The organism is Youxingia wuxianensis (assembly GCF_014385085.1).
In the GTDB taxonomy this organism is placed as follows: Bacteria; Bacillota; Clostridia; order Oscillospirales; family Ruminococcaceae; genus Youxingia; species Youxingia wuxianensis.
Genome location: NZ_JACRTD010000003.1, coordinates 15,993 through 35,650, shown reverse-complemented (window position 1 = coordinate 35,650; position 19,658 = coordinate 15,993). Strand labels below are relative to the sequence as shown.

The following is a 19,658-nucleotide window of genomic DNA, read 5'->3' as shown; positions in this document are numbered from 1 at the left end:
AGAGGAGCGTGATACCATGAAAGCCACCGCCGGAGAGGTCTATACAGTCTATAACCAATATCTGAAACGCTACACCGCCTGCCAGGTGGCCTATATTGCGCCGCCGGACTCGGTGAGCAAAGAATCTTGGGCAGTGGTCCTCTCTCTGGATTGGGTGGGCGACGCCCCTCTGACTGCGGAGGAACTGCCCCATCTCCGCCCGCTCTACAAGGACTTCATGTACTGGCCCCGGGAGCTCCACCTGCTGCGGGTGCCGGTGGAGGTCCCGCCCCAGTACACGCTTGTGGGGACCCTGCCGCCCTTCACCGATGAGCCCTGCCGCTCCTACGGCGGCTGGAATGACGGCTATGATGTGTACCTCCAGATCCGGTGGCAGGCCATCCCGGAGGAACGGCGGCGGGCCTTCAAGGAGGCCATGGAGAGCGACGGGGTGACGGAGATCGGCGGCATCCCGGTGAAGGTCAGCAGCCATCGGATCATGGACCAGTACGAGCCATTCGATTCGGCGCTGGAACTGGAGGCACTGCCCTGCCTCTCCGCCCTTATCTGCCAGCGGTGGCACCCGGATCTGCTGGAGTTTTTGCGGGGAACCCCCTTCCTCGATGAGCTGACCCTGCTAAACCACGGCCAGAGGACCCTGGATCTGCGAGGCACCAGCATCAGAAAGCTGATGCTGGACATGACCGGGCTGGAGGAACTGTGGCTGTGTGAGGGAACGGAGCAGCTCCTATTCCAGAACAAGGGGCCGGACGCTTGTACCATCCATGCCCCCGAAGATGGCAGCGGTTTGACCCTCCAATTTATCGGGGAATACCGCCCGCACACGGAACTGCCGAACCTATGGGGGCTGCATGGCATCCAGCTGAAGGACTTTGATCTGACCGGACTGGCCGCTGTCCATCCCCGCCTGAAAGAGCTGAGGCTCTGGGGCGCGCCGGGAAACCTGGGGAACTTCTTCGCCGTGGGAGGGTTCCGGGAACTGACGAACCTCTCCACCTATGACCTGTTCGGCTTCGGGGCGGACGACATCCCCACCCCGGAGCCGATGCCAAACCTCAGATGGTTCTGGATGACCAGCCTGCCAGAGGATGCGGCAAAGGCGGCTAAACGGTTCTGGAAGGGCAGGCCGGGCATGGACCTGCGGATCACCAAGCCCCGGAAACCGGAGTGGCTGGCGCAAAATTTGGACAATCCCTTCCGGGGCTGGGACGGCGCGGAGCATATTCCCGCCTCCGCTGCGAAAAAGGCAGCCAATCAATACCGTAAGACCCGCGCCCAGCTGATGAAGCTGGCCGCGGAACCGGGCGGGGACGCCCAGGCCCAGGCGCTGGAGGCGGTGGCCGCCTACACCCAGACCTTCAACAAGATGGGCTTTATCGAAACCGAGGAGCGGGATGAAATCTATATGGCCCTGCGGGGTATCCTGGATGCCCTGCCAGGCGACACACTCCAGAAAGATTCCCTGATTGAGAAGTTTGATGAGCTTCGAGATTTTTGAGGAGGTTGAAAAAACAATGGATACAAGAATCACAGAACTGTTGGAAGAGATAAAAAAGGCAATCGACAAGGCTGCCACCACAGGCGACAAATATCAGTTTATAGATCCGGTCTTTGATTTAACTGATGAACTGGAACAGTGCGAAACACCTTTTGATGCTGTAAGACCGATCTTGGAACTGATTGAATCTTCTCCCAATATTGATTTTGGCGGTCCTGGGCCGTTGGGTAGCTTTATGGAGAAGTTTTACCATGAAGGCTATGAGGAAGAATTGGTCGCATCGCTGAAAAGAAAGCCAACTGAATACACAATTGCTCTCATGTTCCGCATCATTGCAGATAAGAAAAATCCCAATCTGAGTGAATACAAACATCTGTTAAAATCACTTGACTACACCTCTGAAATTGATACTTTCTGGTTGGATGAGATTGCGAAACTGTGAAAGATTTGAACCCATTCCGGTTTCGGCTGTGAAAGTAATTACCCGAAAGGAGTGTGTGGGCGCATGAGCCGAGTTGTCGATAAACCCTATTTCACCCACAGTGCCTACAGCGCCTTCACCACCGGCATCCAGGTAAAATGCCCCAAGTGCCATGGGGCGGGTGTGGTGACAGCGGACGATGATAACGCCTATTTCCGGTGCCTGAGCTGCGGCCACCGGATGACACAGGATCGGACGGTCTACCGCTACGATGTCCATAACCAGTGCAAAAACTGCGGAAGATACTACCGGGTGGATATTGAAGATGAGGCAAAGCAGCACTATTCCGTTCTCCATGTGACCTGTCCCTATTGCGGGGCAACCATGCCGGGCGCGGTACACAAGACGGCGGAGGCTTTCTCCTATGGTGCAGAGATTCAGGGCGGCAAGGACCCCTGGTTCGGCCTGGAACTGTGGTTTTTGACCTCCTTCCAGGGGAAGCCGGTCTGGGCCCTCAACCGGGAGCACCTGGCCTATCTGATCGGCTATCTCAGCGCCGGCCTGCGGGAAAAGCCGCCGGGAAGAGCGAAAATGACCCAGGCCGACCATCTCCCCGTCTTCATGAAAACCGCGAAAAACCGGGAGCGGATCGTGAAGCTGCTGAAGAAGCTGCAAGAGAAATGAGGAAAACAATATGGCACTACAAGATCAGAAAATCATGCCTCCACCTTGGCTGGCTCACCGGGAGATCGAGCGATACTCCATCGGCTGGCGCATGGGCTATGGGGAGGATTACATAGACCGGTTCGGCCATTGGCTGGACACCCTCTCCCCGGAGGAGCGGGCGGAATACCGCACCCTCTTTCCTGAGCCGGTGACCTGGAAGGGCTGGTGGGAGGACGAGGACACTGGTGAAGTGCTGGTACACGGCGACTTCCTGGTGGAGGCGTGGCAGCCAGAGGGCAGGCCCAAGTACACCCGCCAGTGGCTCCAGCAGGAGTTTACTGCGGGGAAACCACGAGAGCTGTGCCTGTTCTGGGGCCATCAGCTATCCGAGGACGGCCAGCTGACAAAAAGCTGCCTCAGCCAGTGGTGGATGGAGGACTTCTATACGACGGCTGACTCCTACCTCTGCATGGAGCAGTATATGATGGCTGCTAAGGCCGAGCTGTTCGTCGACAAAGAGATCCGGGACCAGATTTTGAAATGCAGCGACCAAAAGCAGATCAAGTCTCTGGGCCGCAAGGTGCGGGGCTTTGACCAGAAGGTATGGGACAAGTTCAAGTACGCCATTGTGCTGCTTGGCAACTGGCACAAATTTAGCCAGAACCGCGAACTGCGGGAGTTTCTCCTTTCCACCGGGGACAGCGTGCTGGTGGAGGCCAGCCCCTACGATGCCATCTGGGGCATCCGCCTCGCGGCCAGTTCGCCGGAGGCCCAGGACCCCATGAAGTGGCGTGGACAAAACCTGCTGGGCTTTGCGCTGATGGAGGTGCGGGACGAGCTGCGCAGAGTGACACAGAATGAAATGCTTTGCGATTGGAGTATGGTATGGCAACAATGAAACTCTATGAACTGGTCAACCACTACCATATCGGCACGGAACTGACCTGTGCCGAGGCGATGTTCATGGCCTGCAATGAATATTACCATCTGAATTTGTCCGAGGAGACCCGGAAAATGTTCTCCGTCATGGGCCTTGGGATGCAGACCGAGCACTCCTGCTGCGGCGCTTTCACCGTGGCGGTGGGGATCATTGGGCTGATGACCGCAAAAGAAGGTCAGACGGATGTGAGCAACATGGAAGGCTATGGGATGATTGCTGAATTGACGGACTTCATGCTGGGCTTCTATGGAACGCTCCACTGCGTCGAGCTGCAAAAGCTGGAGATCGTGGGGGTTGAGAATCCCTGCCACGCCATTGTGGAGGCGCTGGCCAAAAAGCTGGAGGAACTGCTGGCGGGCCGAAGGATATTCCGCCCGGTAAACGGAGGACAACTGGGCTGCTGATGTGCCGGGAAGCGAGGGATTACATGAAAGACTTTTCCCAATACGGAAACAGACCGGACGACCAGTGGGAGATGCTGCCCTGGATACCCGATCCGCGTCCGCCCTTCAAAATCTGGGTGAAGCCGGAGCAGATCGCGCCATTCTTTCTCATTCCCCACCACCCCTATGCCATCTCCCTTCTGCTGAAAATCAACGATGGATTCCGGACGGAAGAATTCCGTCGGCTGGGACTGACTGGAAGCAGCGGAGACTGGGAGCGGCTGGTCCGGGGCGTGATACGGGAGTTCGAGGAAAACAACAGCGGTGTGGGTCTGTTTCACTTCGACTCTGACGAGGATGTGTTCTGCGTGTACTCCCAATACATCGACGATTTGATGCTACTGTCCAAAATGATCCGGGCGGCCTGTGCCGATGAAAAAACGATGCGGACTTATCTTAGCAAGATCGAGTACATCAAGCTCTTTTGGGAGGGCGCACCGGAGGGTGAACCATCGGTCATCCTCTATGAAGTGGATACCGAAAATGAGCGGCTGGCCCTCCGCTCCATTGACATCTCTGCGGATGGCCGCACCCGCAACATCCCTGACCTTTACGACGGCGCCATCGAGATCACGCCGATCCCCACCGTGGAGGAATTGAACGCCCATGTCTGGGGCGAGGAGTTCCATGCCTGTATAATAGAGAAAGCGGAATTTGAGGCCATCTGGGAGAGCCGATTTTATAGCGGAGCGTTTTGAAAAGCGAGGAATGACAATGGTTGAAATCAATCGTGTCTGGCTCAATGTGGATACAGACACAAACAAAATCACACTATTCAGCCGTCCCCGTGTATCCATCCGTGTAGATGAGTACATTTGGAGTTTGATCGAAGAAAATATCGTGAAGCCCCATAAGCTCATGCGAAGCGAAAAGCATAGGTATCTGCTGAAAACTTCGTTTGACCGATTTGATCCGGTGCGGCACCAATATTATCCACTTTCCCCGTACAACGGGCCGCTTCGGGAAGGCGTCAAGCCGGACAGCGCAAACGGATGGTATCCCCGTGAGGACTTTGCAGACTCTGAGGAACGCACCACCTGGTTCTCTCCCGATAAAATCTGGACAAACTGCGGCAACAAGGTTCTGGATGTCAATATTGATGCCGCCAATGTGAGCGAGAGCATCACCCCCAGAGAATACGCAGACTTGCTGTTCGATGGGATTGGGGCAGCACTGGTGTTTAACTTCAAAAGGCTCAAGCGCGAGGAGTTTGATGAGCTGAAATCCAAGATCAACTGGAACATGGTAGAAAGTTTCCCATTCCCCGCATCCTTTGAGGAACAACAGTACATTGGGGACGAGGGCAAAATTCATGTGTATTCCTGGGATGGCCGACAGGAAACGAACCTTGTAGGCCCTTATTCTGTGCGGGATTTGTATCTGGAGCATTTCGGAAAATAGTTGGGAGGAATCTGATGAAACAGACAGATATTTATACCGAGGCTCTGATCTGTCTGCGCTCAATCCTTCAGGCAGACCATCCGGAATTCAAGAACTGGATCGACTGGTTGGAGCGGGACATTCAGGACTGGAACCAGCGGCGGGAGGTTGCCCATCATCTTCGGGCATACGGTGGTATGGGCTCATTCAATGATCTGCCCAGTATGCGCGGAAATCACGACTACATTTTTGACTTTCTAAAGTCTGTGTGCTATGCCTTCGGCCATCTTTATGGCAAACGGGAAGGCATTTTGCCGGAGGCATTGATGGAGGAGTGCCTCCACGATGTAGAGCAGGCAGCCTATCACCCCCATAAGGCACTGAACCAAGCCATTGCCCAACACTTGAGGCAAGGCGATCTACAGGAAAATCTGGATAGGCTGTAGGAGGACTTGCTATGAACGAAAGACTATTTCGCACCCAATTCAATCAAATGGAAACCACCGAGAAGCAGGCGCTGATGGAAAGCCTGGCTACTCGTTATGATATGACCTTTCTTGGCCTGCATACCTTTGACCGCTGGGGCAAGAACTGTACCACCGGCATATTCGAGAAAGATGGCCGGGAGTTCGTCTTTGTCCCCGGTGATACCATCACCCTGGGCTGGGAACAATTTGCTGTAGGGCTGAATCAGGAGAGCCGGGATGAGTTGGAGTACCTGTTCCGGGAATGGGAGTTGGAGCGGGACCCGGAGGAGATGATCCGGGAAAGAATGGCTCCTGTTCGTCAGGCAGCTATTGGCCCTATGCTGGTGGGCCGGGAGCTGGAGGAACTCTGCTGGGAGCCGGTCACAATGGACGATCCCAGACTGTCCGCCCATCCTGACTGGCTGAAGAAGTTCCGGGAGTTTGCCTGGAGTGACCTTGACAGCCTTACTATGCACCAGTCAGCCCGCATTGAGCGGACGGAAAAGGGCTTTCAGATCTGCATCTATAACCGCACAGACTACGATGCGTTTCTTGCCGGGCTGGAAAAGCAGGGGCTTTCGCTGCCTGCGGCAGACGAGTGGGCCTATCTGTGCGGCGGTGGGTGCCGCACCCTGTTCCCCTGGGGAGATGGAATGGACTACTCCATGCACCTGCACCACTTCGAAAGCCCGGAGGATGAGGACAAGCCCTTCGATATGGAGGAACCCAACTTCTTCGGCCTGTCCATTGCCTATGACCCCTATATGCGGGAGGTGGTGAAGGCCGAGCAGTTTACCACCTGCGGCGGTGATGGCGGGCGCAGCATCTGCGGCGGACTGGGGATCTTTCTCGGTTTTCTGCCCTGTTCGCCCCACTGCAAGCCGGAAGTGCAGGAGGACAAGGAACTGAACGGCGATTATGACTTCTACCGGCCTATTATCCGGGTGGAGATGACTTGAGAGAATAGAGGGAAACAATGGACATCAACGGCTGGAATTATCTCTTTGAAAACCTGCCTCACTGGAGGATTAGGGAGCATTTTCCCTATGTCTATGATCAACTTACCCAGTCTGTAACTGGTAAATACGCCATCTTGATCTATTCCATTGCAGAAGTCACTATGTGCAACGAGGTAGGCTGTCTGGCCGTTTTCGAAAACCGAGAGCATCCCCTCCTGCTACTGAACGCATACAAAGCCCATTTTCCTCCTCAAACTCCTGTGTTTTCTGCGAATGGCCGGTATATGTGTTTGAAGTCACAGGTGTACTTATCCGACCAAAATCGAGTGGAGTGTCCTCTGCTTCTCCTGGATTTGTATGAGCGGCAATTCACGGTGTTGACAATGGATACACATGGTCATCAAATTGCCATCCAAAATCAAACAGAGAAAGAATTGGTACTGCACTTAACGCCTTGCTCTAATCCTTCTGAGGAGTCAGAGCAGCAGGAATCGATACAAATGGCAGAATTGCTGTGGCATCCATTTCAAGAAATCAATATGCTGGAACGATGGCTTAAAAGATAATTTTCGAGAGGTTACTTATGAGAGAAACAACGCCCGATCTCACAAGGATCAGCAAATATATCAGTTTGATCCTTCGGCACAAGCCGGAGGTCATTGGGATCAAGTTGGATGCCCACGGCTGGGCGGATGTCAATGCGCTGCTGGCGGGTATCAGCAGAAAATACCCCATCAACCGGGACATTCTGGATGAAATTGTGCGGAGTGATGAAAAGCAGCGATATTCCTTCAGCCAGGACGGGACAAAAATCCGGGCCAACCAGGGCCACTCCGTCCAGGTGGATGTGGAACTCCCCGTGACTGAACCTCCGGAGACGCTGTACCACGGAACAGCCCAGCGGTTTGCCGCCTCTATCGAGGCCCAGGGACTACTCCCCAGGAGCCGTCTGTATGTTCATCTTTCACCGGATCAGGAAACAGCGGAGAAAGTTGGGCGCCGGCATGGAGAACCTGTGATCTACCTGGTGGATGCCGGCCAGATGCACCGGGACGGATATTGCTTTTACTTGTCCGCCAATGGAGTCTGGCTGACAAAAGTGGTTCCTGCGACCTATCTGAAACGCTTGGAGGATGAATTGAAACAGCATTGACCGTAAAAAAGGCTGAAGGAGGCGTCAACATGGATGTCGTGAAACTTCCCAAGAAAGTCCGCATGGTCTGCTATGAGATCATGGATGGCAAAGAAGAAGCCTTGGACACGCTGGAATCCTTTGCCGATAAATACCCCCATCAGGTAGCAGCGGTTAAGGCTGAGGTTGCCTATTTTAACATGGACTATGAAAAGGCCCTGGCTTTGGATCTGGCCATTCTTCCCTGGCTGGAGGAGTGGTATTACAGCAATGTGAGCGATGAACACATGATCGCCATGACGGTGGCGGCCATCCGGCTCCACCGGGAGCAGGAACTGATTGAGGCGCTGACGAAGGAACAGGCGCGCATCCGGGCTGAGAACGGCCTCCCCCAGCGGGATCGGTTCTGTGACATCCTTATGGACTACCTCAAGCGGGGCGTGATGCCCTTTGCGGACAATGACAAGAACTACCCTTACCATGAGCCGGAGGAGCCCCAGACGAAGGAGCAGCTCTGGGCAAAGCTGGTGGAACAGAATAAGAAACTCTCACAGGACGATCCCGATGCCAGGCGGAAGTTCTATAACCACTGCTGTATGTTCGGAACCGCCAGGGATGCCGTAGATCTCTTTGAGGAGATTCAAGGCGTGCCCATGGCTGACTCCTCCTATCGGGACGCAATCGCCCGCTACCTCTATCTGGGCGAACGGGAGAAGGCGCTCCAGACAGCGGAGCGGTTGGCAACATCGCGGCTCTGGGCGGTTGCCGGGCCGACGCAGGTGCGTCCCATGTCCTTCTTTGAGGACCCGAACCTGCGGGAGTTTTTGCTGGAGCCGGAATCCCTCCGGCGCATCCGGGAGGCTGCCCTCATTGATAACGGGAGTTTGATCCGAAAGTAAATTGCTTGGGAATGGAGGATCTGCTATGAGCAAGGAGCTGGAACTGTATAAAGCATTCATTGACGGCCTTGTGGAGCGGAAAGGCAGCATGACGGCCCTGTGGGTCAAAGGTGATGGCTTTCCCAAGACGGAGGACAACAAGGCGAAGAATGATCTTCTCGCCGCACTGACACCGGAGCAGAAAGATGTGCTGGCCGAGATGCTTCAGGACGAACATATTGCGGGTATCCACGATACCCTTGCATATATCAATGAGATGATGGATCTGGAGGGGCTGGAGCTTCATCAGGACGGTGAATCCTATCCCAACGACTATTTTGAGAGCCTGCACTATGACTTCATCAGCCGTTGTGACGGAGATGAGTGGCCGGAATAAAAGGAGGCGTGACGGATGTATATCAAAAAATACTGGGGCAACTTTATCGGAGGCTCGGACGACAGCCTGAACCTTGTGGCCTTTTTGGTAGATCAGAAGAAGGAGGAGATCCCCCTCAGCGAGATTTTTGCCAAGATTGGGCTGGACAAGCAGAACTGGGACTTCCGCCAGACCGTGGAGTATCTGGAGTTTACACACTCCGATGGCGTGGAGATGGACTTCCACTTCGCCATCGATGTGGTCACTGATCTGGCCGCCATCCTGCTGGAGTGCAGCGTCAGCGGCAGTGTAAACCTTCAGGATCTGGACGAGTACAACACCCCTACCCGCCGCATCCGCATCACCGTCACGCCAGAGGAGCATGACGCCATGAACAAGGCACTGGCGGATTTTGCCCAGAATCCGCTGGAATATGACCTCAGTGAGATGATGGACAACGAGGAGATCCAGGAGATGGCTCGGGATGTGGAGGCGCTGCGGAAAGAGCTGTACGAAGCCTCCGGCCGCAACCGGGACTACCATGTAAAGGCGGAAGATGTGAAACATCTGCTTCCCGACTGGGAGGGCGCCGATGGCTGTATCGCCACCAACCGCATCACGGTGGAGGGCTGTAAGGTGAGCTACTGCTACCGGGAGAAGCCGGACGGCGGCTGGGACAGCGGCTGGCGCTTCACCGCTGGTGACGAGAGCGAGGCGTACATGGACGATCCCAACAATGCCGGGATTTACAAGCTGAACACAATCTGCAACGACGATCCCGACATCATTCCTCTGCTGAACACCCCCGCCCCCTGCGCCTTTGAGCGGGATGAGAACGGCGTGTTCCAGCAGATCAAAGACTGGAAACCGGATGAGGACGAGGAGGGCCCTGATATGGACATTTTGAAACAGTGCCAGAAGTGGCATGAGGAGGACAAACACCAGAAAATCGTTGACGCACTGGAGGCAATCTCTGCCGAGGAGCGTACCCCGGAAATGGATATGGAGCTGGCCCGCGCCTACAACAATCTGGCGGACTCCAGCGAGCCGGAGGGAAGGAAGCTGCTTCACCAGGCACTGGAACTGATGCAGTCCCATGAGGAGGAACTGGGAGATACTTATTCCTGGAATTTCCGTATGGGGTATGCCTATTATTATCTGGATCAGGAGGGCCGCGCTCTGCGGCATTTTGAAAAAGCTCTGGAACTGCATCCCGGTGATGATCCGAAACTCAACACCCGACAGGACATGGAGGAACTAATTGACTCGTGCAAGAAGGGTATTTCTCTGCCGCAGTTCTGGGAGTGCTTCCGGGAGCGGACGGAATCTACATGGAAGGACTTTGCTCGGCAGGAAGCCCAGCTTCGCCGGATGATGGATGAGGACAAGGACCACACCCGGGGCCAGGAGCTGGTGGACCGGGTGGAAGGGATTCTGAACCAGGCGTTTGACGAAATCTCTTTCGAGATGGGCGTGGGCGGCGAGAAGTACGAGCTGATCCTCACCCCGGAGGGGGATAAGGTCAAGCTCTTTGAGCTGGTCTATTTCCAGAAGCACGCCCCCAAGGAGGTGCTGGAGCACTGGAACATCCTGGTGGGCCGTCAGCCCATCCGAAACATCGGCTTTCGCACCGACGATGGCTGGGACATCTCTGGGGAGGATGTGCAGATTTGGCTGGAGCAGCAGGGCAAAAACAGTTTCGCCCTCTCCGCCTACTGCGAAAAGCTGCTGCCCATGCTGGAGGAAGAAGAAGGCCGGGTCTGGTGGATGCTCACCACCCTCACCGACCAGGTGTTGGGCGAGATCCCCCACATGAGATACATAGGCAGCTTTGATGTACTGGAGGCCCCCAGGGCAGAGCCGTCCATCCCCATGTCCCAGCTGCCGGACAAGCTGAAGGAAAAGGGAGCGAATCTCTCCACCGACCCGGAAGCCTATCTGAACAGCTACCTCGGCTACAAAATGGAACCCAACAAGGACCCGGATGCCGATTGGCGGCTGGATGTGATGGCCGGCTCCACCAACTGCGTGCCGCTCATCAACGGCTATCTGGATGCCGACAATGACTTCATGGACGCTCTCCATGCCGACGGCGCGGTGGCTGGCTTCTTCTGCTATCCTTTGGATACCCTGCGGGAGGAGGAAGGAACGGATAAGATCTTCGACTTCCGGGACAAGCTGGAGGAAGTGTTCACCACTGGCGACGGCCCGGAGATCCTCACCCTCACTGGTGGAGCCACCGGCCTTTTCTGCGGCTATGTGGACTTCATCGCCTGGGACATCCAAACGGCGCTCCAGATGGCTAAGAAATTCTTCGAGGACAGCGACATCCCTTGGGCCAGCTTCCACACCTTCCGTCGGGAAGCAGGCACAGTGAACCTGAAAACGCCGTCCGAGGAGGAGCCGGACGATGAGGATCAGGCCTCCGAACTGGACGAGACGCTGACGGGCATGGACTATATCCCTTACACCCCGCAGAACGAAGAAGAATTCTTCCAGCAGCTGGAGCAGTGGAATGACGAGGACGAGTACACCCGCTGCATCCAGGCATTGAACGCCATCCCGGAGGACTGGCGGAACTACCGCATCGTCTATGCCATGGCCCAGGCGCTGGAAAACTACGCCATCCTGGGCGACCATCAAGAGGAACCACCCTACTACAAGGCAGAAAAAGCCCTGCTCCGAGCCATTGAATTACTGGAATCGGTTCGGGAGGAAGGCCAGGACAAGGCCCAGTGGAATATGCGGATGGCTTATGGATACCAGTATCTCTACCATCAGGAGGAAAAGGCCATCCCCTACGCCCAGCGGTGGGCGGAGCTGGACCCGGAGGACGAGAATGCCCCAGCGGTGATTCAGGAGTGCCAGGAGGAGATCGCAAAGCGCCGGCGCCGGGCCGGACGGAAAAAGAAGGCCAAGTTTGTCCCCGGCGCCGTTCCCTTTGAGGGCTTCGACTTTACAAACTTCTGGGACGATAACGAGTACGCCCTGAAGGAATATGTCAGCGACCCTCCCTCTGACGAGCTGATCACCAGTGTGGAGGAAGAATTGGGCTACAAGCTGCCCGCCTCCTATATCTGGCTCATGAAGCGGCACAACGGCGGCATCCCGGTGAACGACTGCTACCCCACCGACGAACCCACCAGCTGGGCAGAGGATCATGTGGCCATCACCGGCATCCTCGGCATCGGGCGGGAAAAGAGTTGCTCCCTCTGCGGAGAACTGGGGAGCCAGTTTATGATCGATGAGTGGGGGTATCCGGCCATCGGCGTGGCCATCTGCGACTGCCCCAGCGCCGGGCACGACATGATCTTCCTGGACTACCGGGCCTGCGGCCCCCAGGGGGAGCCGGCGGTGGTCCATGTGGATCAGGAAAACGACTACAAGATCACCCATCTGGCGGACAGCTTCGAGGAGTTTATCCGTGGGCTGGAGCCGGAATCCGCCTTCGATGAAGATGCGGACGAGGAAACGGAACCTTCCGAGGAAACGGACGCCGACCGCACCGGCATCTTCACCGGCTTTGTACTGCTGTCCAAGGGAAAATGGGATAAGGAGCAGTTCATCCGGGACATGAAAGAAAAGTGGGACATCGCCGTGGATGAATACGATGCCAGCGAGGAAAAGGACGACGACGCGCTGGTGTTTGAAGTAGGCGATATGCTGGCCGCCGTCAGCCTGAATAACTATCCTATCCCCGGCGGCGAGGCCGAGGGCAACGCGGAAAACAACTATATGTGGGAGGATGCGGTCAAGGTTGCCAGGGAGCACCGCGCCCACATCATGGTAGCAGTGCTGGGCAAAGAGGAAGATCTGCTGGAAAAGGGCAAGTTGTTCACCAAGGTGGTAGCCGCCTGCTGCCGCCAGGAATATGCCACCGGCATCTACACCAGCGGCGTGGTGTTTGAGCCCCGGTTCTATGAGGGCTTTGCCGATATGATGCAGGAGGACGAACTGCCCATCTTCAACTGGATCTGGTTCGGTCTTTGGCGGGATGAGCATGGCATGAACGGCTACACCTATGGCATGGCGTCGTTTGGCAAGGACGAGATGGAGGTGCTGGGCACCGATGCCGAGCCGGGCGATCTGCGGGACTTTTTGGCCAGTCTTGCCTCCTATGTGCTGGAGAACGATGTGGAACTGCACGATGGAGAGACCATCGGTTTTGCGGAGGATGATAAGCACACCATCACCCGCAGCCCTGGCGTCGGACTGCCGGAGGAGCAGATGACCCTGAAAATCTCCTGGGCGTCATCGGACGGTGACCCTGACGATGACGGCGATGACCCGGACGGTGAAGCGCCCGAGGATGAGGAATCCGGTGTTCCCGAGGTCTACACCGAGGAAGAAATGGAAGCCGTCGAGGGGCACATCCAGCAGTATTTCGGTGAGTTCGAGAATGTGTTCCATGAGCTTTCTTCCCCGGACATCCATGTGGATATCTGCGTGGTGCCGCCCTCCGAGAAGCGGGACTACTACACTCTGGTCACCATGGGGATGGGCGCTCACCGGATGAATGTGCCGGAGGAACTGGCGGAATATAAGCTGGAGCGGGCGGAGCTGGCCATCGCGCTGCCGGGGAACTGGAAGCTGAAGCGTGAGGATTCGAAGAATGAGCGGTGGTACTGGCCTATCCGCCTGCTGAAAACCCTGGCCCGCTTGCCCATTGCCAGCGATACCTGGCTGGGCTTCGGCCATACCATGGACAATGAGGAGGACTTCGCAAAGGGCACAAAGCTGTGCGCCGCCATTCTGACCGGTCCCCAGGACACCGAAGATGGCAGCGAGGTCTGCATCCTGCCGAGTGGCGAGGAGGTCAACTTCTATCAGGTGATTCCCCTCTACCGAGAGGAATTGGAATATAAGATGGAGCATGACGCAGATGCTCTGTTGGACAAAATGGACGGCATCAGCTTTGTGACTTACAATACCCGTCCCAACGCCATGACTATGGGCAAACTTGGCAGTGTGGAGGACGGCGGCGTGATGGAAATGGATTGCGCTGACTGGCACCTGGAAACCATTCAGGAAAAGAATCTGCCGGTGGATGAGCTGAGCGCCTACAACCACATGGCCATTTACCTGCGCTGGTGCATGGAGCACGACCTGATGGGTGAAGAATTCCTCGCGGAGTACAAAGAGGTGGCAGAAAAGGTCAAGGCTGATCCTGCCGGCGTGGATCTGCGGGCGTTTATCCGGGATGAGCTGGATGGGCAGCTGGTGGGCCCGATGTTCAACAAGATCGGCCGAGCCTTTGCTTCCTACTACTATGGGGAGCCGGACAGCCCCTATTTCCCCAGCGACATCGACGACTATGCCATTGGCATCATTGGGCAAGAGCGCAATTATTCCGACGAGATCCAGGACGAAGCCTATCTGTTCATCCCCTTTGACGAGGACTACTACCAGGCCATGGCAGAGGTGATCGAGGAACGCTTCACCAACTGGCAGGGACAGGACTTCGATGAGGACACGCTGGAGCCTTCTGAACTGGCCAAGGCATTGATGGAGTATCTGGACTGTGAATGCACCTATTTTCCCTCCATGAAGGACGATGACCCCATCATGGCAGCCTACAACTATGCCAAGCGGGACAGCGCCCAGGAAGGCTTTGTGCCGGTGCTCATCAAGGCGGATGACGAAACGCTGTTGGAGTGTCTGGTGATGAACGCCGACCCGAAGAATGATGCAGACATTTACGAATTTGACCTCAAAACTGTAACGGAGTACCGGAAGAAGATGCTCTCCACCTCCGTCAAAGACGGAAAGGCGGTTTTGGAGGAATTGACCGGCCAGCGCAAGGAAGAAGCCGAGGATGACGATATGGACTGGGATGAGGAAATCCTGGGCGAGATGGAGGGCGGCTATGAGAATAACCGTATCTCCTGCTACTGGGATTCCGACACCGATATGACCCATCCTCTCATTCTGGCGAAAATTCCGGTGAAGAACCCCTGGGAGATCTTCGCGTATCTGCCCTTCGGAAACTGGAACGAGTGCCCCGACACACCCCAACTAATGGCAGCGGCCAAATACTGGTTCGAGCGGTACGGCGCGGTGCCTGCCGCCATGAGCCACGATGAGCTGGAGTTCCTGCTTCCGGCGCCCATTTCCAAGAAGAACGCCATGGAAGTGGCATTGGAACAGTACGGTTTCTGTCCAGACATTGTGGATCAGGAGCCGGAGGACGCCACAGTGGGCGCACTGGCAGATGTCCTGTGGCAGTCCATCGTCTGGTACTTCTGGTGGGATTGATGGGAGGCGGTTCCAATGACAACGCAGTTATATCTCCAGAAAGCCGAAATGCAGATGGCAAGAGGACTGGAAGAAAAAGCCCTGGAAAGCCTGTCGGCGGCACTTGCCTGTCAGGACGGAGACACCGTCAGCGAGGCCCGGGTCCGCTGCTTTTTGGGCGAATACCGGTTTGTCCATCAGCAGTATGACCAGGCACAGAAGCAGTTTGTCTGGCTCTCCGATCAGGCGGAGCAGCTGGAGCATGACTATGATGATCTGCTCAATGAAGAAATTCGAGAAGCTGAGGTGCTGCTGGGGATCATGCAGAGATTTGGGCTTTGTTCTGAGTGAGGAAAAGGAGGTGCCTGCGCCAATGGGAAAAACCTTTCTCAACCCCGCCACAAACAAGCAGTGGCAAATTGAACTTGACGGCCATACCATCCGAACCTGTCTGAACGGCGGGAAGGTCAAGGAGATCCTGTGCGACTCCACCTTCCAGGTCAGGAGCAAGGCGTCCAGCGCCATGATGGGCCAGATGCGGAAGGGCTTTGTTTATCAGAATCCAGACGCCGCTGTTGGGCAGGCGCGGTACCATCGGTTTGTCGGAAAGGACAGCAACGGCTTCATGCCTCTGGCAACATCTCCCGAGAGGGATGACTTCTTCCTGACAAGGATAGCCGGCGATTTCGAGGACGAGATCCTTTATCACTTCGATGGCAGCGGGGAGATCCTTGAAACAGTTTCCTTGGGCGCCAAGCGAATGACCTATGAGCAGGTCCTCTGCCCCAATGATACCCTGCTGCTGAACAACAGCTATCTTCTCCAGCAGTTTTCACTCCGCACCCATGAGATCACGCCCTTTGCCAACAAGAAAAACAGCATGAGGACTATGCTGGACCAGAGCGTTAGCCTGACCTTGTGGTACACAGGAGAGGAGATCGTCGTCTTTGACTTTGTCAGCAACGCAGAGGTGTGGCGGGAAACGGTGAAATGCAAGAAGTCAAAAGACCCGAATTTCGCCTATTACTGCTTCGGGATGCTCTCTCCCCGGCAGAGCAAAGCGGCTTACCGCGTCACCGAGGGGGAGTATGTGCTGGTCGATCTGAAGTCCGGCCAAAAAGTCGTGATCCCCAATGCGGGCTGGCATCCCTTCTTCTCTCCGGATGACCAGTGCTTCTCGGTGGGCGGGAAGTTCTATCTGACCCAGACCGGAGAAGAGATGGACAATCCCTTCCCGTTTTCCGTCCGGCAGGGGCTGAGTGTTTCAGACACCTGTATGGTGCGGACAAGGGGCAGCCTGATGGCTGTCCAGCAGGAGCGGGGCAACTCCCCCATAGAATTGTGGGATACCAGCAGTGGCCAGCTGTTGGCCACCATTGATGACCCCTTTGTGGTGCGGCAGGTGAATTTTGCTTTTACCCAAAGCGGGCTTGTCCTGCACACCGATTACGGGGCCATGAGCATCTATTCCTGCGACCTCTGAAACGGAGAAATGGACGATGGATTATGATAGGAAATTGCTTTTGGAGCAGAAAAAAGCACAGCTCAAAATAAAGCAGAAAAGAGCAGAGATACAGTAATATAAGGACCGTCTCACAAAAGGTATCGAATATTTTTCTCAAAAATACCGATATGCGGATGAAACGGAAGCACTCAAAATTGAAACCTTTATCTCAAAACTCAATTTTGAGCAGCTGGGGCAGCTGGCAGTCCAAGAAGTTTGCCCATATCCCCATGGAAATGCCTACTTATGCTTTTTAATGGGAACAGACGCCTTATTTGAGATTTATGTATTTGGCAAATATTCTGACATCATGAGCGATCATGATGTATGGGAAGTTTTCAGTCCATACCTGTTGCTTGTGGACGAGGATTTTATTCATTACACTTACATCAACCATAATGGTGAAGTCATGGAATCACAAGTATCGTGATGGCAGAGAAAGAGCGTGGACACCTATGAACAGAGAATCATTGACTGAAAAACTTCTGGACTTGGTCGAGGGGCGGGAAACTCCTGAAACCTGGCAGAACTGGTGGGACGAACATGAGACGGAGTTGGAAGCCCTGCTGAGTCGGGGAGAATTTCTGAAACTGAAGCCCTGCCGACACGGTTTTCAGTGGGTCCCGGTGTTTGGCAGCCAAAAGGGAGCCATCGCCATTCTGGAAAAGAGCGGCTTAGCATTTGAAGCCAGCAATCTCTACCAGGAGCGGTATCTGGCCGAACTGGACGCTTTCTGCAAGGAGCAGGAGCGAGTGCAGCGGGAAAAGCAAAAGGAATTCAAGGCCAGCCACCCGGAGCTGTTTGGCCGATACCCCAAGTTCTCCAAGGCGCTGGCAAAGGTGCTGGACACCTCTGATGAGATCAAGCCTGCCGCCACGGAGGAACAGATCAGGGATCAAGAAAGCGTGCTGGACTTCACGCTCCCGTCCCAGGTGCGGGAGTTTTTCCTGCTGACCGCAGGCATCAATGTATCCACTGGCGTGATTCTTACCCTTTCCGGGATGTTTGATCTGACCATCCATGGAGAGCGGTATTGTGTGCTGGGCGAGTTCTGGAAAGAAGCGGACGGCGACCAGCTCCTGCTCCGCCCCGGAGAGGAAACCATCTGGTACTACGCCCATGAGCAGGACAAGGTAAAGCGCCTCTGCAATGATATGACAGAACTGCTGGAGAAGAAACTGGCGAGGTATCTCAATGAACACTGAAAACATCGCCCATGAAAAACGCTATCGAGACTGGCGGGCACAGTAATACATGTAAAGTTATGGAGGTATATATGGGACTATTTTCAAAGAAGAAAAGGGTCGAAATGCCGGATAAAATCATTTTGGGAAATACGGAATTTGTATTTGATCGCAAACTCGGCTTTCATGTTGGAGAATGGACCGTATGGGATAGAAAGACTAAAATTCTCCTTGAGTTTCAGAGCACAGAGGGAAATATAGGCGATATCGTTTTGGAAAAGGTAAATTGGGTCAATGACCATAAAGATACCATTATCCAAGCATTTTTGGATGAGAACGATGACTGCATAGACGTCGTGAATGAAATGATCGAAGATGGAACGCTGGAAGCGGATGGGAAGATTTCAGAAGATGAGTTTGTAAAAGCACTATTCGTAAACAATGTAACAATATTTGTAAATGGAAGTGAAACTGGCTTTTACATCGATTTGGATGCGGAACCCGACTATTTCATGGGACATTTAGTTTGTATCGAGGTCGACTGCAAATATAAAATTGAAGTCGGCGGATTCAACGGATAACACTTCAAACACAAAAGGCAAATTCTGCGGAAAGGGCAACGCCCGCAACGGCATCAGAAAGGAAACAAGTACCTATGTCAACCTGGAGCGGAATCCGAAACAAACTGGAGAATGACTACCTGTGCCCGGCGCTCCGGGGCCACATCCAGTATTTTGCCACCAGCTACTGGGAAAGCCACGACCAAACAGGCCGGGCAGCCATTCGACTGGACGGCGTGGAGGTGCTGCGAAGTAACTACTATGCCTATGAACAGAACTACTGGAACAGATATCAGGCCCTGCGGCGGGAGGGCATCGGCCAGGACGATCCAAAGGCCCCTTTCCGGCTGGCCCATGAAGGAACACTGAACGATGGCTGTTTTGACAACGGTTTTTTCTATCAGGCATTTCATGAATTTGACAACCAGAGCATCGAGAAAAGCCTTGTCAGCGAGAATCCTCTTGTCCGCATCTTTGCCCTCCTGGACCGCAGGCTGGGAAAGCGCCGACTGCTGGCTTTGGGGAAATCCATGGAGCAGGAGCTGGATTGGGTACGGACCTTTTATGTGATCCGGATGCAGGCAGAAGGGCTGATAGATAAAGAATAACATTCAGGAGGAATTGCCATGTCACAGATCGCATCCTTTTATCTTCTCAAAGACGGCCGGCGGCAGGAACTGTCCAACGGCGACTGCTCCGGCGCGGTCTATATGGCCATCTGGGACTGGTGTGAGAGCGAGCTTGATCTGGATGTCCGTTTTCCTGCTCCCCAGACGGAGGACACCCTGGACTGTGCTCTGCTGGAGGGAGAGTTAGCGTCTAAACTGCTGGCAGCTCTGCGGGAGCAGGACCTCCCGGAACTGGCCGCTAAAATAGCCCCGGACTGGGATCTGACCACCCAGGCGGTACAAAGCGGACTTGAAACGCTGCGCTCCCATCTGGAACTGGTGCAGGGCGACGCGGCCCTGCTGTACGAAATGACTTGACAGAGCCATGCCCCATAGAATATTGCGAGG

General features: G+C 55.0%; 20 protein-coding genes. All 20 read left to right on the top strand.

Features of this window, described 5'->3' with window-relative positions; all coding sequences use genetic code 11:
- The first annotated feature begins 16 nt into the window (after window positions 1-16).
- Window positions 17-1,498 carry a hypothetical protein gene (locus H8705_RS04350; protein ID WP_316248642.1) on the top strand — a complete coding sequence of 494 codons (1,482 nt, stop codon included), beginning with the start codon at window positions 17-19 and terminating at the stop codon, window positions 1,496-1,498.
- Between the two features lie 16 nt (window positions 1,499-1,514).
- Window positions 1,515-1,940, top strand: a complete 426-nt coding sequence (locus tag H8705_RS04345; RefSeq protein WP_262394633.1) for a hypothetical protein — start codon at window positions 1,515-1,517, stop codon at window positions 1,938-1,940.
- 63 nt (window positions 1,941-2,003) lie between these two features.
- Window positions 2,004-2,603 carry a hypothetical protein gene (locus H8705_RS04340; RefSeq protein ID WP_262394632.1) on the top strand — a complete coding sequence of 200 codons (600 nt, stop codon included), beginning with the start codon at window positions 2,004-2,006 and terminating at the stop codon, window positions 2,601-2,603.
- Window positions 2,604-2,613: 10 nt separating this feature from the next.
- Window positions 2,614-3,483 carry an NADAR family protein gene (locus tag H8705_RS04335; protein ID WP_262394631.1) on the top strand — a complete coding sequence of 290 codons (870 nt, stop codon included), beginning with the start codon at window positions 2,614-2,616 and terminating at the stop codon, window positions 3,481-3,483.
- Complete coding sequence (locus H8705_RS04330) at window positions 3,471-3,929, top strand: C-GCAxxG-C-C family (seleno)protein (protein ID WP_242972779.1); 459 nt, start codon at window positions 3,471-3,473, stop codon at window positions 3,927-3,929. The genes H8705_RS04335 and H8705_RS04330 overlap by 13 nt, the downstream gene beginning before the upstream one ends.
- Complete coding sequence (locus H8705_RS13780; RefSeq protein WP_449355332.1) at window positions 3,929-4,666, top strand: Imm51 family immunity protein; 738 nt, start codon at window positions 3,929-3,931, stop codon at window positions 4,664-4,666. Before H8705_RS04330 ends, H8705_RS13780 begins: the two co-directional genes overlap by 1 nt.
- 16 nt (window positions 4,667-4,682) lie before the next feature.
- Complete coding sequence (locus tag H8705_RS04315) at window positions 4,683-5,369, top strand: hypothetical protein (RefSeq protein ID WP_262394630.1); 687 nt, start codon at window positions 4,683-4,685, stop codon at window positions 5,367-5,369.
- 14 nt (window positions 5,370-5,383) lie between these two features.
- Window positions 5,384-5,794, top strand: coding sequence for a DUF6966 domain-containing protein (locus H8705_RS04310; protein WP_262394629.1), 411 nt, complete (start codon window positions 5,384-5,386; stop codon window positions 5,792-5,794).
- An 11-nt stretch (window positions 5,795-5,805) separates the two neighbouring features.
- On the top strand, window positions 5,806-6,774 hold the full coding sequence (locus tag H8705_RS04305) for a hypothetical protein (RefSeq protein WP_262394628.1): 969 nt from the start codon (window positions 5,806-5,808) through the stop codon (window positions 6,772-6,774).
- A 17-nt stretch (window positions 6,775-6,791) separates the two neighbouring features.
- The gene (locus H8705_RS04300; RefSeq protein WP_262394627.1) at window positions 6,792-7,340 is read left to right on the top strand and encodes a hypothetical protein; all 549 of its coding nucleotides are present in this window, start codon (window positions 6,792-6,794) and stop codon (window positions 7,338-7,340) included.
- A gap of 17 nt (window positions 7,341-7,357) precedes the next feature.
- Entirely contained in the window at window positions 7,358-7,927 is a 570-nt protein-coding gene (locus H8705_RS04295; protein WP_262394626.1) for an RNA 2'-phosphotransferase, read from the top strand.
- Window positions 7,928-7,956: 29 nt separating this feature from the next.
- Entirely contained in the window at window positions 7,957-8,805 is an 849-nt protein-coding gene (locus H8705_RS04290) for a hypothetical protein (RefSeq protein ID WP_262394625.1), read from the top strand.
- Between the two features lie 25 nt (window positions 8,806-8,830).
- Entirely contained in the window at window positions 8,831-9,181 is a 351-nt protein-coding gene (locus H8705_RS04285; protein ID WP_262394624.1) for a DUF6547 family protein, read from the top strand.
- 15 nt (window positions 9,182-9,196) lie between these two features.
- The gene (locus tag H8705_RS04280; protein WP_262394623.1) at window positions 9,197-15,415 is read left to right on the top strand and encodes an immunity protein Imm33 domain-containing protein; all 6,219 of its coding nucleotides are present in this window, start codon (window positions 9,197-9,199) and stop codon (window positions 15,413-15,415) included.
- 15 nt (window positions 15,416-15,430) lie between these two features.
- Complete coding sequence (locus H8705_RS04275; protein ID WP_262394622.1) at window positions 15,431-15,745, top strand: hypothetical protein; 315 nt, start codon at window positions 15,431-15,433, stop codon at window positions 15,743-15,745.
- Window positions 15,746-15,767: 22 nt separating this feature from the next.
- Window positions 15,768-16,877 carry a hypothetical protein gene (locus H8705_RS04270; protein WP_262394621.1) on the top strand — a complete coding sequence of 370 codons (1,110 nt, stop codon included), beginning with the start codon at window positions 15,768-15,770 and terminating at the stop codon, window positions 16,875-16,877.
- A gap of 476 nt (window positions 16,878-17,353) precedes the next feature.
- Window positions 17,354-18,103, top strand: coding sequence for an SMI1/KNR4 family protein (locus H8705_RS04265; RefSeq protein WP_262394620.1), 750 nt, complete (start codon window positions 17,354-17,356; stop codon window positions 18,101-18,103).
- A 71-nt stretch (window positions 18,104-18,174) separates the two neighbouring features.
- The gene (locus H8705_RS04260; RefSeq protein WP_262394619.1) at window positions 18,175-18,663 is read left to right on the top strand and encodes a DUF2262 domain-containing protein; all 489 of its coding nucleotides are present in this window, start codon (window positions 18,175-18,177) and stop codon (window positions 18,661-18,663) included.
- 74 nt (window positions 18,664-18,737) lie between these two features.
- Entirely contained in the window at window positions 18,738-19,250 is a 513-nt protein-coding gene (locus H8705_RS04255; protein ID WP_117546228.1) for an SF0329 family protein, read from the top strand.
- A gap of 18 nt (window positions 19,251-19,268) precedes the next feature.
- Window positions 19,269-19,628, top strand: coding sequence for a hypothetical protein (locus tag H8705_RS04250; protein ID WP_262394618.1), 360 nt, complete (start codon window positions 19,269-19,271; stop codon window positions 19,626-19,628).
- Window positions 19,629-19,658 lie beyond the last annotated feature (30 nt).

Coding starts and splice junctions, on each gene's coding strand:
- H8705_RS04340 (WP_262394632.1), top strand. CDS start 2,004: ATGAGCCGAGTTGTCGATAAACCCTATTTCACCCACAGTGCCTACAGC.
- H8705_RS04305 (WP_262394628.1), top strand. CDS start 5,806: ATGAACGAAAGACTATTTCGCACCCAATTCAATCAAATGGAAACCACC.
- H8705_RS04335 (WP_262394631.1), top strand. CDS start 2,614: ATGGCACTACAAGATCAGAAAATCATGCCTCCACCTTGGCTGGCTCAC.
- H8705_RS04310 (WP_262394629.1), top strand. CDS start 5,384: ATGAAACAGACAGATATTTATACCGAGGCTCTGATCTGTCTGCGCTCA.
- H8705_RS04300 (WP_262394627.1), top strand. CDS start 6,792: ATGGACATCAACGGCTGGAATTATCTCTTTGAAAACCTGCCTCACTGG.
- H8705_RS04345 (WP_262394633.1), top strand. CDS start 1,515: ATGGATACAAGAATCACAGAACTGTTGGAAGAGATAAAAAAGGCAATC.
- H8705_RS04265 (WP_262394620.1), top strand. CDS start 17,354: ATGAACAGAGAATCATTGACTGAAAAACTTCTGGACTTGGTCGAGGGG.
- H8705_RS04295 (WP_262394626.1), top strand. CDS start 7,358: ATGAGAGAAACAACGCCCGATCTCACAAGGATCAGCAAATATATCAGT.
- H8705_RS04350 (WP_316248642.1), top strand. CDS start 17: ATGAAAGCCACCGCCGGAGAGGTCTATACAGTCTATAACCAATATCTG.
- H8705_RS04280 (WP_262394623.1), top strand. CDS start 9,197: ATGTATATCAAAAAATACTGGGGCAACTTTATCGGAGGCTCGGACGAC.
- H8705_RS04285 (WP_262394624.1), top strand. CDS start 8,831: ATGAGCAAGGAGCTGGAACTGTATAAAGCATTCATTGACGGCCTTGTG.
- H8705_RS04330 (WP_242972779.1), top strand. CDS start 3,471: ATGGCAACAATGAAACTCTATGAACTGGTCAACCACTACCATATCGGC.
- H8705_RS04250 (WP_262394618.1), top strand. CDS start 19,269: ATGTCACAGATCGCATCCTTTTATCTTCTCAAAGACGGCCGGCGGCAG.
- H8705_RS04255 (WP_117546228.1), top strand. CDS start 18,738: ATGTCAACCTGGAGCGGAATCCGAAACAAACTGGAGAATGACTACCTG.
- H8705_RS04315 (WP_262394630.1), top strand. CDS start 4,683: ATGGTTGAAATCAATCGTGTCTGGCTCAATGTGGATACAGACACAAAC.
- H8705_RS04275 (WP_262394622.1), top strand. CDS start 15,431: ATGACAACGCAGTTATATCTCCAGAAAGCCGAAATGCAGATGGCAAGA.
- H8705_RS04270 (WP_262394621.1), top strand. CDS start 15,768: ATGGGAAAAACCTTTCTCAACCCCGCCACAAACAAGCAGTGGCAAATT.
- H8705_RS13780 (WP_449355332.1), top strand. CDS start 3,929: ATGTGCCGGGAAGCGAGGGATTACATGAAAGACTTTTCCCAATACGGA.
- H8705_RS04260 (WP_262394619.1), top strand. CDS start 18,175: ATGGGACTATTTTCAAAGAAGAAAAGGGTCGAAATGCCGGATAAAATC.
- H8705_RS04290 (WP_262394625.1), top strand. CDS start 7,957: ATGGATGTCGTGAAACTTCCCAAGAAAGTCCGCATGGTCTGCTATGAG.